At 63.5% G+C, this 16791-nt stretch carries 20 protein-coding genes; 1 reads left to right on the top strand and 19 read right to left on the bottom strand.

What is annotated here, in order from left to right; genetic code table 11:
- Positions 1-3: 3 nt before the first annotated feature.
- The 18 genes from rplX to rpsL form a co-directional block, all read right to left on the bottom strand.
- Positions 4-321, bottom strand: coding sequence for a 50S ribosomal protein L24 (rplX, locus tag BM393_RS15650; RefSeq protein ID WP_091728061.1), 318 nt, complete (start codon positions 319-321; stop codon positions 4-6).
- A gap of 25 nt (positions 322-346) precedes the next feature.
- Entirely contained in the window at positions 347-715 is a 369-nt protein-coding gene (gene rplN, locus BM393_RS15655; protein WP_058933605.1) for a 50S ribosomal protein L14, read from the bottom strand.
- 260 nt (positions 716-975) lie between these two features.
- Positions 976-1485, bottom strand: a complete 510-nt coding sequence (locus BM393_RS15660; RefSeq protein ID WP_091728063.1) for a peroxiredoxin — start codon at positions 1483-1485, stop codon at positions 976-978.
- Positions 1486-1644: 159 nt separating this feature from the next.
- Positions 1645-1914 carry a 30S ribosomal protein S17 gene (rpsQ, locus tag BM393_RS15665; protein WP_091728066.1) on the bottom strand — a complete coding sequence of 90 codons (270 nt, stop codon included), beginning with the start codon at positions 1912-1914 and terminating at the stop codon, positions 1645-1647.
- Positions 1911-2108: a 50S ribosomal protein L29 gene (rpmC, locus tag BM393_RS15670; RefSeq protein WP_091728069.1), complete on the bottom strand. Its 198-nt coding sequence runs from the start codon at positions 2106-2108 to the stop codon at positions 1911-1913. The genes rpsQ and rpmC overlap by 4 nt, the downstream gene beginning before the upstream one ends.
- A 14-nt stretch (positions 2109-2122) precedes the next feature.
- On the bottom strand, positions 2123-2539 hold the full coding sequence (gene rplP / locus BM393_RS15675; protein ID WP_067065182.1) for a 50S ribosomal protein L16: 417 nt from the start codon (positions 2537-2539) through the stop codon (positions 2123-2125).
- A 12-nt stretch (positions 2540-2551) separates the two neighbouring features.
- Positions 2552-3361 carry a 30S ribosomal protein S3 gene (gene rpsC / locus BM393_RS15680; RefSeq protein WP_067065181.1) on the bottom strand — a complete coding sequence of 270 codons (810 nt, stop codon included), beginning with the start codon at positions 3359-3361 and terminating at the stop codon, positions 2552-2554.
- Between the two features lie 15 nt (positions 3362-3376).
- The gene (gene rplV / locus BM393_RS15685) at positions 3377-3706 is read right to left on the bottom strand and encodes a 50S ribosomal protein L22 (protein WP_058937144.1); all 330 of its coding nucleotides are present in this window, start codon (positions 3704-3706) and stop codon (positions 3377-3379) included.
- Between the two features lie 11 nt (positions 3707-3717).
- Positions 3718-3996: a 30S ribosomal protein S19 gene (gene rpsS, locus BM393_RS15690; protein WP_056194250.1), complete on the bottom strand. Its 279-nt coding sequence runs from the start codon at positions 3994-3996 to the stop codon at positions 3718-3720.
- Positions 3997-4008: 12 nt separating this feature from the next.
- Positions 4009-4833, bottom strand: a complete 825-nt coding sequence (gene rplB / locus BM393_RS15695) for a 50S ribosomal protein L2 (protein ID WP_091728072.1) — start codon at positions 4831-4833, stop codon at positions 4009-4011.
- Positions 4833-5147, bottom strand: a complete 315-nt coding sequence (rplW, locus tag BM393_RS15700) for a 50S ribosomal protein L23 (RefSeq protein ID WP_091728076.1) — start codon at positions 5145-5147, stop codon at positions 4833-4835. Before rplW ends, rplB begins: the two co-directional genes overlap by 1 nt.
- Positions 5144-5764 carry a 50S ribosomal protein L4 gene (rplD, locus tag BM393_RS15705; RefSeq protein WP_091728080.1) on the bottom strand — a complete coding sequence of 207 codons (621 nt, stop codon included), beginning with the start codon at positions 5762-5764 and terminating at the stop codon, positions 5144-5146. Before rplD ends, rplW begins: the two co-directional genes overlap by 4 nt.
- Positions 5764-6435: a 50S ribosomal protein L3 gene (rplC, locus tag BM393_RS15710; protein ID WP_091728085.1), complete on the bottom strand. Its 672-nt coding sequence runs from the start codon at positions 6433-6435 to the stop codon at positions 5764-5766. Before rplC ends, rplD begins: the two co-directional genes overlap by 1 nt.
- 308 nt (positions 6436-6743) lie before the next feature.
- On the bottom strand, positions 6744-7058 hold the full coding sequence (gene rpsJ / locus BM393_RS15715) for a 30S ribosomal protein S10 (protein WP_067065169.1): 315 nt from the start codon (positions 7056-7058) through the stop codon (positions 6744-6746).
- 134 nt (positions 7059-7192) lie between these two features.
- Positions 7193-8383 carry an elongation factor Tu gene (tuf, locus tag BM393_RS15720; RefSeq protein ID WP_091728089.1) on the bottom strand — a complete coding sequence of 397 codons (1191 nt, stop codon included), beginning with the start codon at positions 8381-8383 and terminating at the stop codon, positions 7193-7195.
- A gap of 158 nt (positions 8384-8541) precedes the next feature.
- On the bottom strand, positions 8542-10644 hold the full coding sequence (fusA, locus tag BM393_RS15725) for an elongation factor G (RefSeq protein WP_091728094.1): 2103 nt from the start codon (positions 10642-10644) through the stop codon (positions 8542-8544).
- 69 nt (positions 10645-10713) lie between these two features.
- Positions 10714-11184, bottom strand: coding sequence for a 30S ribosomal protein S7 (gene rpsG, locus BM393_RS15730; RefSeq protein ID WP_091728098.1), 471 nt, complete (start codon positions 11182-11184; stop codon positions 10714-10716).
- Positions 11185-11338: 154 nt separating this feature from the next.
- Positions 11339-11716: a 30S ribosomal protein S12 gene (gene rpsL, locus BM393_RS15735; protein ID WP_091728101.1), complete on the bottom strand. Its 378-nt coding sequence runs from the start codon at positions 11714-11716 to the stop codon at positions 11339-11341.
- 234 nt (positions 11717-11950) lie between these two features.
- Between rpsL and BM393_RS15740 the strand changes: the two genes are divergently transcribed.
- Complete coding sequence (locus tag BM393_RS15740) at positions 11951-12442, top strand: putative toxin-antitoxin system toxin component, PIN family (protein ID WP_175538359.1); 492 nt, start codon at positions 11951-11953, stop codon at positions 12440-12442.
- Positions 12443-12565: 123 nt separating this feature from the next.
- Here the strand turns inward: BM393_RS15740 and rpoC are convergent, their stop codons facing one another.
- The gene (gene rpoC / locus BM393_RS15745; RefSeq protein ID WP_091728111.1) at positions 12566-16789 is read right to left on the bottom strand and encodes a DNA-directed RNA polymerase subunit beta'; all 4224 of its coding nucleotides are present in this window, start codon (positions 16787-16789) and stop codon (positions 12566-12568) included.
- Positions 16790-16791 lie beyond the last annotated feature (2 nt).

Raw genomic sequence — 16791 nt, forward strand, 5'->3', positions numbered from 1 at the left:
CCCTTAGGCCTTGATCTCTTCGCCGGTCGACTTGAACACGCGCACCCGCTTGCCATCCGCGCCGAGCTTGATGCCCACGCGATCGGCCTTGCCGGCAGCGGCGTTGAAGATCGCCACGTTGGATTGATGGATGGGCATGGACTTGTCGACGATGCCGCCAGTCGTGCCCTTCAGCGGGTTCGGCTTGACGTGCTTTTTGACGACGTTGATGCCTTCGACCACGACATGGTCGGCATCGACGCGCAGCGTCACGGTGCCGCGCTTACCCTTGTCGCGGCCGGTCAGGACGATGACCTCGTCGCCTGTGCGAATCTTGTTCATGGCAATACCTTTGTCTGAGCGGGGCTTAGAGCACCTCAGGCGCCAGCGACACGATCTTCATGAAGCGCTCGGTACGCAGTTCACGCGTGACCGGGCCGAAGATGCGGGTGCCGATGGGCTCCAGCTTGGCGTTCAGCAGCACGGCGGCATTGCCGTCGAACTTGACCAGGGAGCCGTCCTGGCGGCGCACACCCTTGGCAGTGCGCACGACCACCGCGTTGTAGACCTCGCCCTTCTTGACGCGGCCGCGCGGAGCAGCTTCCTTGATGCTGACCTTGATGATGTCGCCAATATGCGCATAGCGACGCTTGGAACCACCAAGCACCTTGATGCACATGACGGACTTGGCGCCAGTGTTGTCCGCGACGTCGAGTCGCGATTGCATTTGGATCATGTCTGTCCCCAACTTTTCCCGCTCAGGCAACTGCGACCATCGCAGCCATCCAGAGAGCGGTCAGTCTTGGGCCCGTAAGCCAATCACCTGTCACCTTGCGGCGACCCGCGTCTGGCCTAAATGGGCAAGAAACCTAGAACCGAAGGCGGCGCGTTTCAGGAGCGGGCCCCGAAACCCCGTTGAGCAACGGAGCCACCATTCGGCGAAGCTGCGGATTATGCGCGAAGCACAATCTGCCTGTCAACTGGCGGATTTAGCTGTCAGAGCGCCTGCGCCTGCTTGAGCAGCGTGCCGGCGTCACTGACCTCGAACTTGCCGGGCGCCTCGATGTTCAGCGTCTTGACGACACCGTCCTTGACCAGCATCGAGTAGCGCTGCGAGCGCAGACCCATGCCGCGGGCGACCAGGTCCAGCGTCAGACCCGTGGCCTGCGTGAAAGCCGCGCTGCCGTCAGCCATCATGCGAACCTTGCCCGCTGTCTTCTGTTCGCGCCCCCAAGCGCCCATCACGAATGCGTCGTTCACCGAGATGCACCAGATCTCGTCGACGCCCGCGGCCTTGAATGCGTCGGCCTGGGCCACGTAGCCCGGAACATGCTGCGCGGAGCACGTCGGCGTGAAAGCGCCCGGCAGCGCGAAGATCGCCACGGTCTTGCCTGCGGTCAGCTTCTCGATGTCAAAGCTGTTCGGACCGAGCGAGCAACCCTCGCCCTCGACTTCGATGAATTCCTGCAGATTGCCGGCCGGCAGTCGATCGCCCACTTTCAGCATGACGCACTCCTGATAGATGTTGTGAAGAAAAGGAAAGCGGCAGAGTGTGCCGCGAAAAATGAAAAATGGCTGCACACCGGGATTACCGGCGTACAGCCATTCATGTGCCGGAGAACGGAGCGCTCCCGGCTGGCGCCGCCACGAGGGCGGCGCAGGCGATCAGACCAGCTGAGCCTTCTCGACCAGGCGGGTCACCACCCAGCTCTTGGTCTTGGACAGCGGACGACCTTCAGCGATCTCGACCACGTCACCCATCTTGTACTCGCCCTTTTCGTCATGGGCGTGGTACTTGCGGGAACGAGCCACGATCTTGCCGTAGAGCTCGTGCTTGGCACGGCGCTCGACCAGCACGGTGACGGTCTTGGCGCGCTTGTCGCTGACGACGCGACCGATCAGGGTGCGGGTGTTCTTCTCTTGAGCTTGCGTCATTTCGCGGCTCCCTTCTTCTCGGCCAGGATGGTCTTGGCGCGGGCGATGTCACGACGCGTCTTGCCCAGCACCGAGGTGTTGGTCAGTTGTTGCGTCGCCTTTTGCATGCGCAGACCAAAGTGGGCCTTCAGCAGATCGGTGACTTCCTTCTTCAGGGCAGCCACGTCCTTCGCGCGCAGTTCAGATGCTTTCATGGGGTGTTCTCCAATCAGGCGCCGAGCTGGCGGGTCACGAAGGTGCAGCGCAGGGGCAGCTTGGCAGCGGCCAGCGTGAACGCTTCGCGCGCCAGAGCCTCAGGCACGCCATTGACCTCGTAGAGCACCTTGCCGGGCTGGATCTCAGCCACGTAGTACTCCGGGTTGCCCTTGCCGTTACCCATACGGACTTCGGCAGGCTTTTGCGAGATCGGCTTGTCCGGGAAGATGCGGATGAAGATCCGGCCACCGCGCTTGATGTGACGCGAGATGGCACGGCGAGCCGCTTCGATCTGGCGGGCCGTGATGCGGCCGCGCTCGGTGGCCTTCAGGCCGAAGTCACCGAAAGCGACGGTCGCGCCGCGGGTCGCAACACCAGTGTTGCGGCCCTTTTGCTCCTTGCGATATTTGCGACGAGCGGGTTGCAGCATGTTGAGTTCTCCTTACGCCTGGCCGCCGTCAGCGGCGGGCTTGCGCACCACACGCTTCGCAGCAGGCTTGTCGCCGCCTTCGGCAGGCTTGTCGCCACGACCACGGCCACCCGGCGCGCCCGGACGGGCATTGCGACGGGGACGACGATCATCTTCGGCACCCGGGGGGGTGTTGATCACGGGGGCCTCGCCATTGGCCAGGCGGTCGCCGCGGTACACCCACACCTTGACGCCGATCACGCCGTAGGTGGTCTTGGCTTCGGAGAAGCCGTAATCAATGTCGGCCTTCAGGGTGTGCAGCGGCACACGACCTTCGCGATACCACTCGGTACGAGCGATTTCGATGCCGTTCAGACGGCCGGCGGACATGATCTTGATGCCCTGCGCGCCCAGGCGCATCGCGTTCTGCATCGCGCGCTTCATCGCGCGGCGGAACATGATGCGCTTCTCGAGCTGCTGGGTGATCGAGTCGGCGATCAGCTGGGCATCGATCTCGGGCTTGCGCACTTCTTCGATGTTGACCGCGACGGGCACGCCCAGACGCTTGGCCAGCTCGGCCTTCAGGTTCTCGATGTCCTCGCCCTTCTTGCCGATCACCACGCCCGGACGGGCCGAGAAGATCGTGATGCGGGCGTTCTTCGCAGGACGCTCGATCAGGATGCGCGAAACGGCGGCGTTCTTCAGCTTGGCCTTCAGGAAGTCGCGCACTTGCAGATCTTCGGCCAGCATGCTGGCGAAGTTCTGGTTGTTCGCGTACCAGCGCGACGCCCAGTTACGGGTGACGGGCAGGCGGAAGCCAGTCGGATGAATTTTCTGTCCCATAGTCTTCCTTCAGGCTCAGTTGCCGACGGTCACGTAGATATGGCAGGTCGGCTTGCTGATGCGATTGCCGCGGCCCTTGGCGCGCGCGGAGAACCGCTTCAGCGTGGTGCCCTGCTCCACGTAGATCGAAGTGACCTTCAGCTCGTCAATGTCGGCACCGTCGTTGTGCTCGGCATTGGCGATGGCCGATTCCAGCGCCTTCTTGATGATCAGCGCGGCCTTCTTCTGGGTGAACTCCAGGATGTTCAGCGCTTGATCCACCTTCTTGCCGCGGATCAGGTCCGCCACTAGGCGACCCTTATCGAACGACAGGCGGACGCCACGAACGATTGCTTTGGTTTCCATCGTCGTCATCCTTACTTCTTACCGGCCTTCTTGTCGGCCGGGTGGCCCTTGAAGGTGCGGGTCAGAGCGAATTCACCCAGCTTGTGGCCGACCATCTGGTCAGACACATAGACCGGCACGTGCTGCTTGCCGTTGTGCACAGCGATCGTCAGACCGATGAACTCGGGCAGGATCGTCGAGCGACGCGACCAGGTCTTGATGGGCTTCTTGTCCTTGATGGCAACGGCCTTGTCGACCTTGGCCATCAGGTGGTGATCCACGAAGGGACCCTTCTTGAGGGAACGAGTCATGTGGTCAACCCCTTACTTCTTGCGACGCGAGACGATGAAGGTCTGCGTGCGCTTGTTGTTGCGAGTGCGGTAGCCCTTCGTCAGGGTGTTCCACGGCGACACAGGGGCCTGACCTTCACCCGTACGACCCTCACCACCACCGTGCGGGTGGTCGACCGGGTTCATGGCGGTACCACGCACGGTCGGGCGGATGCCCTTCCAGCGGATGGCGCCGGCCTTGCCGTACTGGCGCAGGCTGTGCTCTTCGTTGCTCACTTCACCGATGGTGGCGCGGCAGTCGATGTGCACGCGGCGGACTTCGCCGGAGCGCAGACGGATCTGGGCGTACATGCCGTCACGGGCCATCAGCACGACCGACGTACCGGCGGAACGAGCGATCTGGGCACCCTTGCTCGGCAGCAGTTCCACGCAGTGGATCGTCGAACCCACCGGAATGTTGCGGATGGGCAGCGTGTTGCCGACCTTGATCGGGGCTTCCGCGCCGCTCAGGATCGAGGAACCGACTTCCAGGTTGCGCGGGGCGATGATGTAGCGACGCTCGCCGTCGGCATAGCACACCAGGGCGATGTGAGCCGTGCGGTTCGGGTCGTACTCGATGCGCTCGACCTTCGCCGGGATGCCGTCCTTGTTGCGACGGAAGTCCACCACGCGGTAGTGGTGCTTGTGACCACCGCCCTTGTGGCGCATCGTGATGTGACCGTTGTTGTTACGGCCAGACTTTTGCTTCTGGGGCTCGAGCAGCGAAGCCTCGGGAGCGCCCTTGTGCAGGTGCTTGTGCACCACCTTCACCACGCCACGACGGCCTGGCGAAGTCGGCTTGACTTTAACGACGGCCATTACGCAGCCTCCCCGGAGAAGTTGAGCTCCTGGCCAGCCTTCAGCGACACATACGCCTTCTTGACGTGGTCGCGACGGCCCAGACGGCCACCGAAGCGCTTGGTCTTGCCCTTGACGTTGACGATGTTCACCGCCTCGACTTCAACCTTGAACATCAGTTCAACGGCGGCCTTGACTTCAGGCTTCGTCGCGTCGCGCAGGACCTTGAACAGGACTTGGTTGTGCTTTTCGCCAGCCATCGTGGCCTTCTCGGACACGATCGGAGCGAGCAGCACCTTGGCCAGACGGCCGTCAGCAAACTTGGGCGCGCTCATGCCAGCATCTCCTTCAGTTGCTCGATCGCGGCCTTCGTCACCAGGACCTTCTTGTAGAAGACCAGCGACAGCGGATCGACGTAGCGCGGCTCGACGACCAGCACGTTGGCCAGGTTGCGCGAAGCCAGCAGCAGGTTGTCATCGACCTGGTCGGAGATGACCATGACGTGGTCCAGACCCATGCCCTTGAGCTTGGCGGCCAGGAGCTTGGTCTTCGGGGCTTCGATCGAGATCGAATCCACCACAGCCAGGCGGCCTTCGCGGGCCAGCTGCGACAGGATCGCGGCCATGCCGGCGCGGTACATCTTCTTGTTCAGCTTGTGCGAGAAGTTCTCGTCCGGCTTGTTCGGGAAGATGCGACCACCCCCACGCCACAGCGGCGAGGAAGTCATACCAGCACGCGCGTTGCCAGTGCCCTTCTGACGGAACGGCTTCTTCGTCGAGTGACGGACTTCAGCGCGGGTCAGCTGAGCGCGGGTGCCTTGACGGGCATTGGCCTGATAAGCCACGACCACCTGGTGCACCAGGGCTTCGTTGTAATCACGAGCGAAAAGGGTGTCGGGAGCGTCGACCTTCGACGTCGCCTGACCCTGCTCATTCAGGAGCTCGAGTTGCATCAGTTGGCTCCCTTCTTGACCTTGACCTTGACGGCCGGACGGATCACGACGAACCCTTCCTTCGCGCCAGGAACGGCACCACGGACCAGCACCAGCTGGCGGGCTTCGTCGATGCGGACCACGTCCAGGTTCTGGACGGTCACGGTGACGTCGCCGAGGTGGCCGGACATCTTCTTGCCCGGGAACACGCGGCCCGGATCCTGCGCCATCGAGATGGAGCCAGGAACGTTGTGCGAGCGGCTGTTACCGTGCGAAGCGCGCTGCGAACCGAAGTTGTGGCGCTTGATGGTGCCTGCGAAGCCCTTGCCGATCGAGGTGCCCTGCACGTCGACCAGTTGGCCGGCGGCGAACAGCGTCACGGGGACTTGAGCGCCGGCCTTGTATTCGGCGGCGACCGCGGCATCCACGCGGAATTCCTTGATGATTTCACCGGCTTCGACGCCAGCCTTGGCGAGGTGACCCGCTTCCGGCTTCGTGACACGGGACGCCTTGCGCGCGCCGTAGGTCACTTGAATGGCGCTGTAGCCGTCGGACTCTTCGGTCTTGATCTGGGTCACGCGGTTGTTGGACACGTCCAGCACGGTCACGGGGACGGTATCGCCGTCGACCGTGAACACACGCATCATGCCCACCTTGCGGCCCAGCAATCCGAGACGATTGCTAAGACTCATGGTTTTCTCCTGACCCCGAACGCGCCGACGGAGACACCGCCCCGCGCCTGAAGTCATTTCACACACCCGACATCGATTGGCCGGGCCGACAAGCACCGCTCCTTCGTTGAGGACAGGGGTAAAGGCCCCGACACCCCTCCGACGGCGATGCGACGAAGCCGCACCAGGAAACCCCGGCGCGGAAAAGCTGCGGAGTATAGCGTCAACCCTGATCGCACCGCAAGCGAGCCGCTCGCGCTCCAAAGAAAAAGGCGACCCGAAGGTCGCCTTCCTGATGGCTGCCGGATCGCTCCGGCGGCCTGGCCGCATTACTGCAGCTTGATCTCGACGTCCACGCCAGCCGGCAGGTCCAGCTTCATCAGCGCGTCGACCGTCTTGTCGGTCGGATCGACGATGTCCATCAGACGCTGGTGGGTGCGGATTTCAAACTGGTCGCGCGAGGTCTTGTTGACGTGCGGCGAACGCAGGATGTCGAAACGCTCCTTGCGGGTCGGCAGGGGCACGGGGCCCTTGACGATCGCGCCGGTGCGCTTGGCGGTGTCCACGATTTCCAGCGCCGATTGGTCGATCAGCTTGTAATCGAAGGCCTTCAGCCGGATGCGGATCTTTTGCTTGGTAGACATGACTTTTCCTTCAAAGAGCGACGCAATGCCACAGGCATCGCGGAGGCAGCATTGGCGCCGCCGAGTACCGAGCGCGCCGCCCACCGAAGCTGGCGGCGCCCTTCACCGGCACCCAGCGGGTACCAGCAAAAGATTTACTCGATGATGGTGGCCACGACGCCCGAGCCGACGGTACGACCGCCTTCACGGATGGCGAAGCGCAGACCTTCTTCCATGGCGATCGGAGCGATCAGCTTCACGGTGATGCTGACGTTGTCGCCCGGCATGACCATTTCCTTGTCCTTCGGCAGCTCCACGGCACCAGTCACGTCCGTCGTGCGGAAGTAGAACTGGGGACGGTAGTTGTTGAAGAACGGGGTGTGACGGCCGCCTTCTTCCTTGCTCAGCACGTAGATCTCAGCAGTGAAGTGCGTGTGCGGCTTGATCGTGCCCGGCTTGGCCAGCACTTGGCCGCGCTCGACGTCCTCGCGCTTGGTGCCGCGCAGCAGGATGCCCACGTTGTCGCCCGCCTGACCCTGGTCCAGCAGCTTGCGGAACATTTCCACGCCGGTGACGGTGGTCTTCTGCAGATCGCGGATGCCCACGATCTCGATTTCCTCGCCGACCTTGATGATGCCGCGCTCGACGCGACCAGTCACCACCGTGCCACGGCCCGAGATCGAGAACACGTCTTCCACCGGCAGCAGGAACGCACCGTCCACCGCGCGCTCAGGCGTGGGGATGTAGCTGTCCAGCGCGTCGGCCAGGCGCATGATCGCCTGCTCGCCCAGGTCGCCCTTGTCACCTTCCAGCGCCAGCTTGGCCGAACCCTTGATGATCGGGGTGTCGTCGCCCGGGAAGTCGTACTTGCTCAGCAGCTCGCGGACTTCCATTTCCACCAGCTCCAGCAGCTCGGCGTCGTCCACCATGTCGCACTTGTTCAGGAAGACGATGATGTACTTCACACCGACCTGACGCGCCAGCAGGATGTGCTCGCGAGTCTGGGGCATCGGGCCGTCAGCGGCCGAGCACACCAGGATCGCGCCGTCCATCTGCGCCGCGCCCGTGATCATGTTCTTCACATAGTCAGCGTGGCCCGGGCAGTCAACGTGCGCGTAGTGGCGGTTGGCCGTCTCGTACTCGACGTGCGCGGTGTTGATCGTGATGCCACGGGCCTTTTCTTCCGGCGCCGCGTCGATCTGGTCGTAGGCCTTGGCTTCGCCGCCGAACTTGGCCGCCAGCACGGTCGCGATCGCGGCCGTCAGCGTCGTCTTGCCGTGGTCAACGTGACCAATCGTGCCCACGTTCACGTGCGGCTTGGTACGTTCAAACTTACCCTTTGCCATTTCAATTCTCCAAAAAGAGCATTCGCCCGGTCTGTTGGTTTAGCGTTTCCGCAGCATCCTGATTCCCCGGCGACCGGCAACCGAGGGGACTTGCTGCGAAGACGAATCGATGATCGAGAAACAGATGAGCCGGCGCTCGAGAGCACCGGCTCAGTTCATCACTTCGCGCGAGCGGTGATGATCGCGTCGGCGACGTTCTTCGGAGCTTCGCTGTAGTGCTTGAACTCCATCGTGTACGTCGCGCGGCCTTGCGTGGCCGAACGCAGCGAGGTCGAGTAGCCGAACATCTCGGACAGCGGCACTTCCGCCTTGATGATCTTGCCACCGCCGACCATGTCGTCCATGCCCTGCACCATGCCGCGACGGCTGGACAGGTCGCCCATCACCGTACCAGCATAGTCTTCCGGCGTTTCGACTTCCACGGCCATCATCGGCTCGAGGATGACCGGGCTGGCGCGACGGCAGGCTTCCTTGAAGCCCATCGAGGCGGCCATCTTGAACGCGTTTTCGTTCGAGTCCACGTCATGGTACGAACCGAAGGTCAGCGTGACCTTCACGTCCACGACCGGGTAGCCCGCCAGCACGCCGTTCGGCAGGCTGTCGATGACGCCTTTTTCCACCGCGGGGATGAACTCGCGAGGAACCACGCCGCCCTTGATGGCGTCGACGAATTCGAAGCCCTTGCCGGCTTCCTGCGGCTCGACCGAGAACACGACGTGACCGTACTGGCCCTTGCCGCCCGACTGACGCACGAACTTGCCTTCGACGTCGGTGACCGACTTGCGGATCGTTTCGCGGTAGGCCACCTGCGGCTTGCCGACGTTCGCTTCCACGCCGAATTCACGCTTCATGCGGTCGACGATGATTTCCAGGTGCAGCTCGCCCATGCCGGAAATGATGGTCTGGCCGGACTCTTCGTCGGTGCGCAGGCGGAAGGACGGGTCTTCGGCAGCCAGACGGCCCAGCGCGATACCCATCTTTTCCTGGTCGGCCTTGGTTTTGGGCTCGACGGCCTGCGAGATCACCGGCTCCGGGAACACCATGCGCTCGAGCGTGATGATGCTGTCCGGATCGCACAGGGTTTCGCCCGTGGTGACGTCCTTCAGGCCCACGCAGGCCGCGATGTCGCCCGCCAGAATTTCCTTGATTTCCTCACGCTGGTTGGCGTGCATCTGCAGGATCCGGCCGATGCGCTCCTTCTTGCCGCGCACCGGGTTGTAGACGGTCGCGCCCGACTGCAGCACGCCCGAATACACCCGCACGAAGGTCAGCTGACCCACATACGGGTCGGTCATCAGCTTGAAGGCCAGCGCCGAGAACTTCTCTTCGTCGGTACGCTGACGCGTGACCGGCTGGTCGTCTTCATCGGTGCCGGCAACCGGCGGGATGTCCAGCGGCGAGGGCAGGAAGTCGATGACGGCGTCCAGCATGCGCTGCACGCCCTTGTTCTTGAAGGCGGTGCCGCACAGCATCGGCTGGATCTCGGTCGCGATCGTGCGCTTGCGGATCGCCACCTTGATCTCTTCCTCGGTCAGGTCGCCCGTCTCGAGGTACTTGTTCATCAGCTCTTCGGTGGCTTCGGCTGCGGCCTCAACCATCTTCTCGCGCCATTCCTGAGCGACCTCGACCAGGTCGGCCGGGATGTCTTCGAAGGTGAACTTCATGCCCTGGGAAGCCTCGTCCCAGATGATGGCCTTCATCTTGAAGAGGTCCACCACGCCCTTGAAGTTCTCTTCCGCGCCGATGGGGATCACCACGGGCACCGGGTTGGCCTTCAGGCGGGTCTTCATCTGGTCGACGACCTTGAAGAAGTTCGCGCCGGTGCGGTCCATCTTGTTGACGAACGCGAGGCGGGGCACCTTGTACTTGTTGGCCTGGCGCCAGACGGTTTCCGACTGGGGCTGCACGCCACCGACGGCGCAATAGACCATGCATGCGCCGTCCAGGACACGCATCGAGCGCTCGACTTCAATGGTGAAGTCCACGTGCCCGGGGGTGTCGATGATGTTGAAGCGGTGCTCGGGGTAGGACATGTCCATGCCCTTCCAGAAGCAGGTCGTCGCGGCCGACGTGATCGTGATGCCGCGCTCTTGCTCCTGCTCCATCCAGTCCATCGTGGCGGCGCCGTCGTGCACTTCACCGATCTTGTGGTTCACACCGGTGTAGTACAGGATGCGTTCGGTCGTCGTGGTCTTACCGGCATCGATGTGCGCCGAGATACCGATATTGCGGTAGCGCTCGATGGGGGTCTTGCGGGACATGGTGTCACTCCAAATGCATGGAGCCGCCATCGGGTCAGTAGTAACCCGAGGCGGCCAGAGAGGTCTTGATTAGAAGCGGAAGTGCGAGAACGCCTTGTTGGCGTCTGCCATGCGGTGGACTTCGTCGCGCTTCTTCATCGCGCCACCACGGCCTTCGGAGGCCTCCAGCAGTTCGTTGGCCAGACGTTGGGCCATCGACTTCTCACCACGCTTGCGCGCGGATTCCTTCAGCCAGCGCATGGCGAGGGCCAGACGGCGGACGGGGCGAACTTCCACGGGAACTTGGTAGTTCGCACCGCCAACGCGACGGGACTTCACTTCGACCATGGGCTTCACGTTGTTGATCGCGATCATGAAGACCTCGAGCGGATCCTTGCCGGACTTCTGCTCGACTTGCTCCAGGGCGCCGTAAATGATGCGCTCTGCGACGGCCTTCTTGCCCGATTCCATGATGACGTTCATGAACTTGGACAGATCAACGCTACCGAACTTCGGGTCCGGCAGGATCTCGCGCTTGGGTACTTCGCGACGACGTGGCATGGGATTCTTCCTTCAATGCTTCAGTTGGTCAGGGCTCTCGCCCCGCCGCGGATCTCCACCGACATCTGGGGGGATCCACTTACTCGGCTGCCGGTGCACCTGCACTCGGGCCGCAAAAATTCGATGACCTCTCGGCCACCAAGACCTGGGCTGATTAAGCCTTCTTCGGACGCTTGGCGCCGTACTTCGAACGCGCTTGCTTGCGGTCCTTCACGCCCTGCAGGTCCAGCGAACCGCGGACGATGTGGTAACGCACGCCCGGCAAGTCCTTGACACGACCGCCGCGCACGAGCACGACGCTGTGTTCCTGCAGGTTGTGACCTTCACCGCCGATGTACGAGATGACCTCGAAACCGTTGGTCAGGCGCACCTTGGCGACCTTACGAAGCGCCGAGTTCGGCTTCTTCGGGGTGGTGGTGTACACGCGGGTGCAGACGCCACGACGTTGCGGGCACGACTGCATGGCCGGCGACTTGGATTTCGTCACCTCGGTCTCACGACCGTGGCGAACGAGCTGATTGATGGTTGGCATAAGTAACTTGTTCCCGTTTGAAGTCACAACCCCAGCGCATCCTGGCCTTCTGGCACCGCATCAGATCGAGGCGTTCCACAAGCGACAAAAGCGCAGCACCTTGCGGCACCACGCTCGGATCAACCCCGGATCCGGTTCGAAACCTGGACCCCGGACGCATCAAGACATGCTGGAGAGCCGGCGATTGTAGGCGAGTTCAGCGAAATCGCACAAGGCGCTATGCTGCCGGACCCTATGACCGACGCTGTCTCCATCGCTCTTCCGCCGCTTCCGGCCAACACGGTCGCCCCCGGCCCACTGGTCATCCTGGACACGCAGATCGTCATGGACTGGCTGGTGTTCGATGAGCCCACCCTGTTGCCGCTCATCGCTGCAGTGGAGAGCCGGCACTTACATTGGGTCGCCACGGCGGCGATGAAGGCGGAGCTGCTGCACGTGATCGGGCGGGGCGTCGCGGCCCGCTATTCACCGGACCTCCAGCGCGTGGAGACGGCTTTCACGCAACATTGCCGATTCGTCGAGGAACCCTCCTTGAGCATCGCGCGCCCCCGATGCAGCGACACCGACGACCAGAAATTCATTGATCTTGGCCTGGCACTCGCCGCGACGGCACCGACCTGGCTGATCTCGCGTGATCGCGCCGTGTTGAAGGTGGCCAAGCGAGCCGCCCGGCTTGGACTGCCCATCCTCTCGCCAGCCGCCTGGCTGAAGCTGAACGCTGGATGAGCCGCGCGGCGTGGACGCTGGGCGCCCGCGCCGCGATGCGGGCAATGAAAAAGGCTGCCGCCCTTGCGGGACGGCAGCCTTCGGATGGTCGAGCCGCGGACGGCTCGACCCGGGTCGCTTCGATTACTCGCCAGTGCCGGCGTCGCTGGCCGCGTCGAGCGCGGACAGTTGCACCGCCGCCATTTCCTCGGCTTCCTGCATGGCGATGGAGCGGCGCTCGGCGTCGTCCATCTCTTCCTTGGCGCGGCGCGCCTGGTGGAAGGCCATGCCGGTACCGGCCGGGATCAGACGACCGACGATCACGTTCTCCTTCAGGCCACGCAGTTCGTCGCGCTTGCCCATGATCGCGGCTTCGGTCAGCACGCGGGTCGTTTCCTGGAACGACGCCGCGGAGATGAACGAGTCCGTCGACAGCGAGGCCTTCGTGATGCCCAGCAGCACATCAGCGTGCGTGGCGATCATCTTGCCCTCGCCGCGCAGGCGGTCGTTGGTGTCCAGCAGCTCCGAACGCTCGACCTGTTCGCCGGCGATGTAGGACGAGTCGCCCGGGTTGACGATCTGCACGCGGCGCAGCATCTGGCGAACGATCACCTCGATGTGCTTGTCGTTGATCTTCACGCCCTGCAGACGGTAGACGTCCTGCACTTCATCGACGATGTAGCGCGCCAGTTCCTCGATGCCCAGCAGGCGCAGGATGTCCTGCGGATCGGCCGGGCCGTCGACCACGAGTTCGCCGCGGTTCACCACCTGGCCTTCGTGCACCAGGATGTTCTTTTCCTTGGGCACCAGCAGCTCGTGCTTGCGGCCTTCCGGATCGGTGATCTCCAGGCGGACCTTGCCCTTGGTCTCCTTGCCGAACGAGACCGTGCCGGTCTGCTCCGCCAGGAAGCCGGCGTCCTTCGGCGAACGGGCTTCGAAGAGTTCCGCCACCCGCGGCAGACCGCCGGTGATGTCGCGGGTCTTCTGGCCTTCCACCGGGATACGCGCCAGCACTTCGCCCGGAGCGAGCTCCTGACCATCGCGCACCTGGATCAGCGCGCCGACCTGGAAGCCGATCGTCACCGAGTGATCGGTGCCGGGGATCTTCACTTCCTGGCCGTTGGCGTCCAGCAGCTTGACCTGCGGACGGACCACCTTGGCGGCACCGCGACGCTTCGGGTCGATCACGACCAGCGTGGACAGGCCCGTCACCTCGTCGACCTGCTTGGCCACGGTGACACCTTCCTCGACGTTCTCGAACTTCGCCTGGCCGGCGAATTCCGTGATGATCGGGCGGGTCAGCGGGTCCCAGGTCGCCAGGATCGTGCCGGCCTTGATGGTCTGGTCGACCTTGATGTTCAGCAGGGCGCCGTACGGCACCTTGTGACGCTCGCGCTCGCGGCCATGCGGGTCGGTGATGATGATTTCGCCGGAACGCGAGATCACCACCAGTTCGCCCTTGCCGTTCGTGACGTAGCGCATCGTGGCATTGAAGCCGATGATGCCGTCCGACTTGGCTTCGACGCTGGAGGCCACCGCCGCGCGCGACGCCGCGCCACCGATGTGGAAGGTCCGCATCGTCAGCTGCGTACCGGGCTCACCGATCGACTGGGCGGCGATGACGCCGACCGCTTCGCCGGTGTTGACCATGCCGCCGCGACCCAGGTCACGGCCGTAGCACTTGGCGCACAGGCCGAAACGCGTGCCGCAGGTCAGCGGCGTGCGAACCTTGACCTCGTCGACGCCGGCCGCTTCCAGCACATCCAGCGTGTCCTCGTCCAGCATGTTGCCGGCGACCAGCAGGGTGGCTTGCGTTTCGGGGTGCACGACATCAATGGCTGCCACGCGGCCCAGGATGCGGTCGCGCAGCGATTCGATCACCTCGCCGCCTTCGACCAGCGCGCGCATGTGGATGCCGTTGTCGGTGCCGCAATCGGACTCGGTCACGACCAGATCCTGCGTCACGTCGACCAGACGACGCGTCAGGTAGCCGGAGTTCGCGGTCTTCAGCGCCGTGTCCGCCAGGCCCTTACGAGCACCGTGGGTGGAGATGAAGTACTGCAGAACGTTCAGGCCTTCGCGGAAGTTCGCCGTGATCGGCGTCTCGATGATGGAGCCGTCCGGCTTCGCCATCAGGCCCCGCATGCCGGCCAGCTGACGGATCTGCGCCGCGGAACCCCGCGCGCCCGAGTCGGCCATCATGTAGATCGAGTTGAACGACTCCTGCTCGACTTCCTTGCCGTTGCGGTCGAGGATCTTCTCCTTCGACAGCTGCGACATCATCACCTTGCCGACTTCGTCACCGGTCTTGCCCCAGATGTCGACGACCTTGTTGTAGCGCTCGCCGGCGGTCACGAGACCCGAGACGTACTGCTGCTCGATCTCCTTGACTTCCTTCTCGGCGCGGTCGATCAGCTCGGCCTTCTGCTTGGGCACCAGCATGTCGTCGATCGCGATCGAGATGCCGGCGCGCGTGGCCAGCTTGAAACCGGACTGCAGCAGCTTGTCTGCCAGCACCACGGTTTCCTTCAGGCCGCACTTGCGGAAGGACGTATTGATCAGGCGCGAGATTTCCTTCTTCTTCAGCGCCTTGTTGATGTTGCTGAACGGCAGGCCCTTCGGAAGGATCTCCGACAGCAGCGCGCGACCGACGGTCGTGTCCACCAGCTTGGTCTCGGGGATCCACTCGCCCGTGTCCTTGTTCTTGGTGTACTCGGTCAGGCGGACGCTGATCTTGGCGGTGATCTCCACCGCGCCGTTCTCCAGCGCGCGGATCATCTCGGGGATGTCCGAGAAGACCATGCCCTCGCCCTTGCCGTTGGTGCGCTCGCGGGTCGCGTAGTACAGACCCAGCACCACGTCCTGCGACGGCACGATCGACGGCTCGCCCGAGGCCGGGAACAGCACGTTGTTCGAGGCCAGCATCAGCACGCGGGCTTCCATCTGCGCTTCGATCGACAGCGGCACGTGGACGGCCATCTGGTCACCGTCGAAGTCGGCGTTGAACGCCGCGCAGACCAGCGGGTGCAGCTGGATCGCCTTGCCTTCGATCAGCACCGGCTCGAACGCCTGGATGCCCAGGCGGTGCAGCGTCGGCGCGCGGTTCAGCAGGACCGGGTGCTCCTTGATGACCTCTTCCAGGATGTCCCAGACGACCGGGGTGCCGCTCTCGACTTCCTTCTTCGCCGCCTTGATCGTGGTGGCGATGCCCATCGCCTCCAGGCGCGAGAAGATGAAGGGCTTGAACAGCTCCAGCGCCATCAGCTTGGGCAGGCCGCACTGGTGCAGCTTGAGCGTCGGGCCCACGGTGATGACCGAACGGCCGGAGTAGTCGACGCGCTTGCCCAGCAGGTTTTGCCGGAAGCGACCGCTCTTGCCCTTGATCATGTCGGCCAGCGACTTCAGCGCGCGCTTGTTCGCGCCGGTCATGGCCTTGCCGCGGCGGCCGTTGTCCAGCAGCGAGTCGACGGCTTCCTGCAGCATGCGCTTTTCGTTGCGCACGATGATCTCAGGGGCCTTCAGCTCGAGCAGGCGGGCCAGGCGGTTGTTGCGGTTGATGACGCGGCGGTACAGGTCGTTCAGGTCCGACGTCGCGAAGCGGCCGCCGTCCAGCGGCACCAGCGGACGCAGGTCCGGCGGCAGCACCGGCAGCACTTCCAGCACCATCCAGTTCGGCTTGATGCCCGAGCGCTTGAAGGCCTCCATCACCTTCAGGCGCTTGGAGTTCTTCTTGATCTTCAGCTCGGAGCCGGTCATGTCGTTGCGCAGGCGGTCGATCTCGACGTCGAGATCCATTTCCGCCAGCAGCTTCTGGATGCCTTCGGCGCCCATCAGCGCGATGAACTCGTCACCGTACTCGACGCGCTTCGCGTCGTAGTCGTCCTCGGACATGATGCTGAACTTCTTCAGCGGGGTCATGCCCGGATCGACGACGACGTACGCCTCGAAGTACAGCACGCGCTCGATGTCGCGCAGCGTCATGTCGAGCACCAGGCCCAGACGCGACGGCAGCGACTTCAAGAACCAGATGTGCGCGCAAGGCGCGGCCAGCTCGATGTGGCCCATGCGCTCACGGCGCACCTTGGTCTGGGTGACTTCGACGCCGCACTTCTCGCAGATCACGCCGCGGTGCTTCAGGCGCTTGTACTTGCCGCACAGGCACTCGTAGTCCTTGATCGGGCCGAAGATCTTGGCGCAGAACAGGCCATCACGCTCCGGCTTGAAGGTCCGGTAGTTGATGGTCTCGGGCTTCTTCACCTCGCCGAACGACCACGAGCGGATCTTCTCGGGCGAGGCCAGCCCGATCTTGATCGCGTCGAAATGTTCGTCCGGGGTGAATTGCTTGAACAGGTCCAACAAACCCTTCATAC

The organism is Mitsuaria sp. PDC51, from assembly GCF_900113225.1.
Classification (GTDB): domain Bacteria; phylum Pseudomonadota; class Gammaproteobacteria; order Burkholderiales; family Burkholderiaceae_C; genus Roseateles.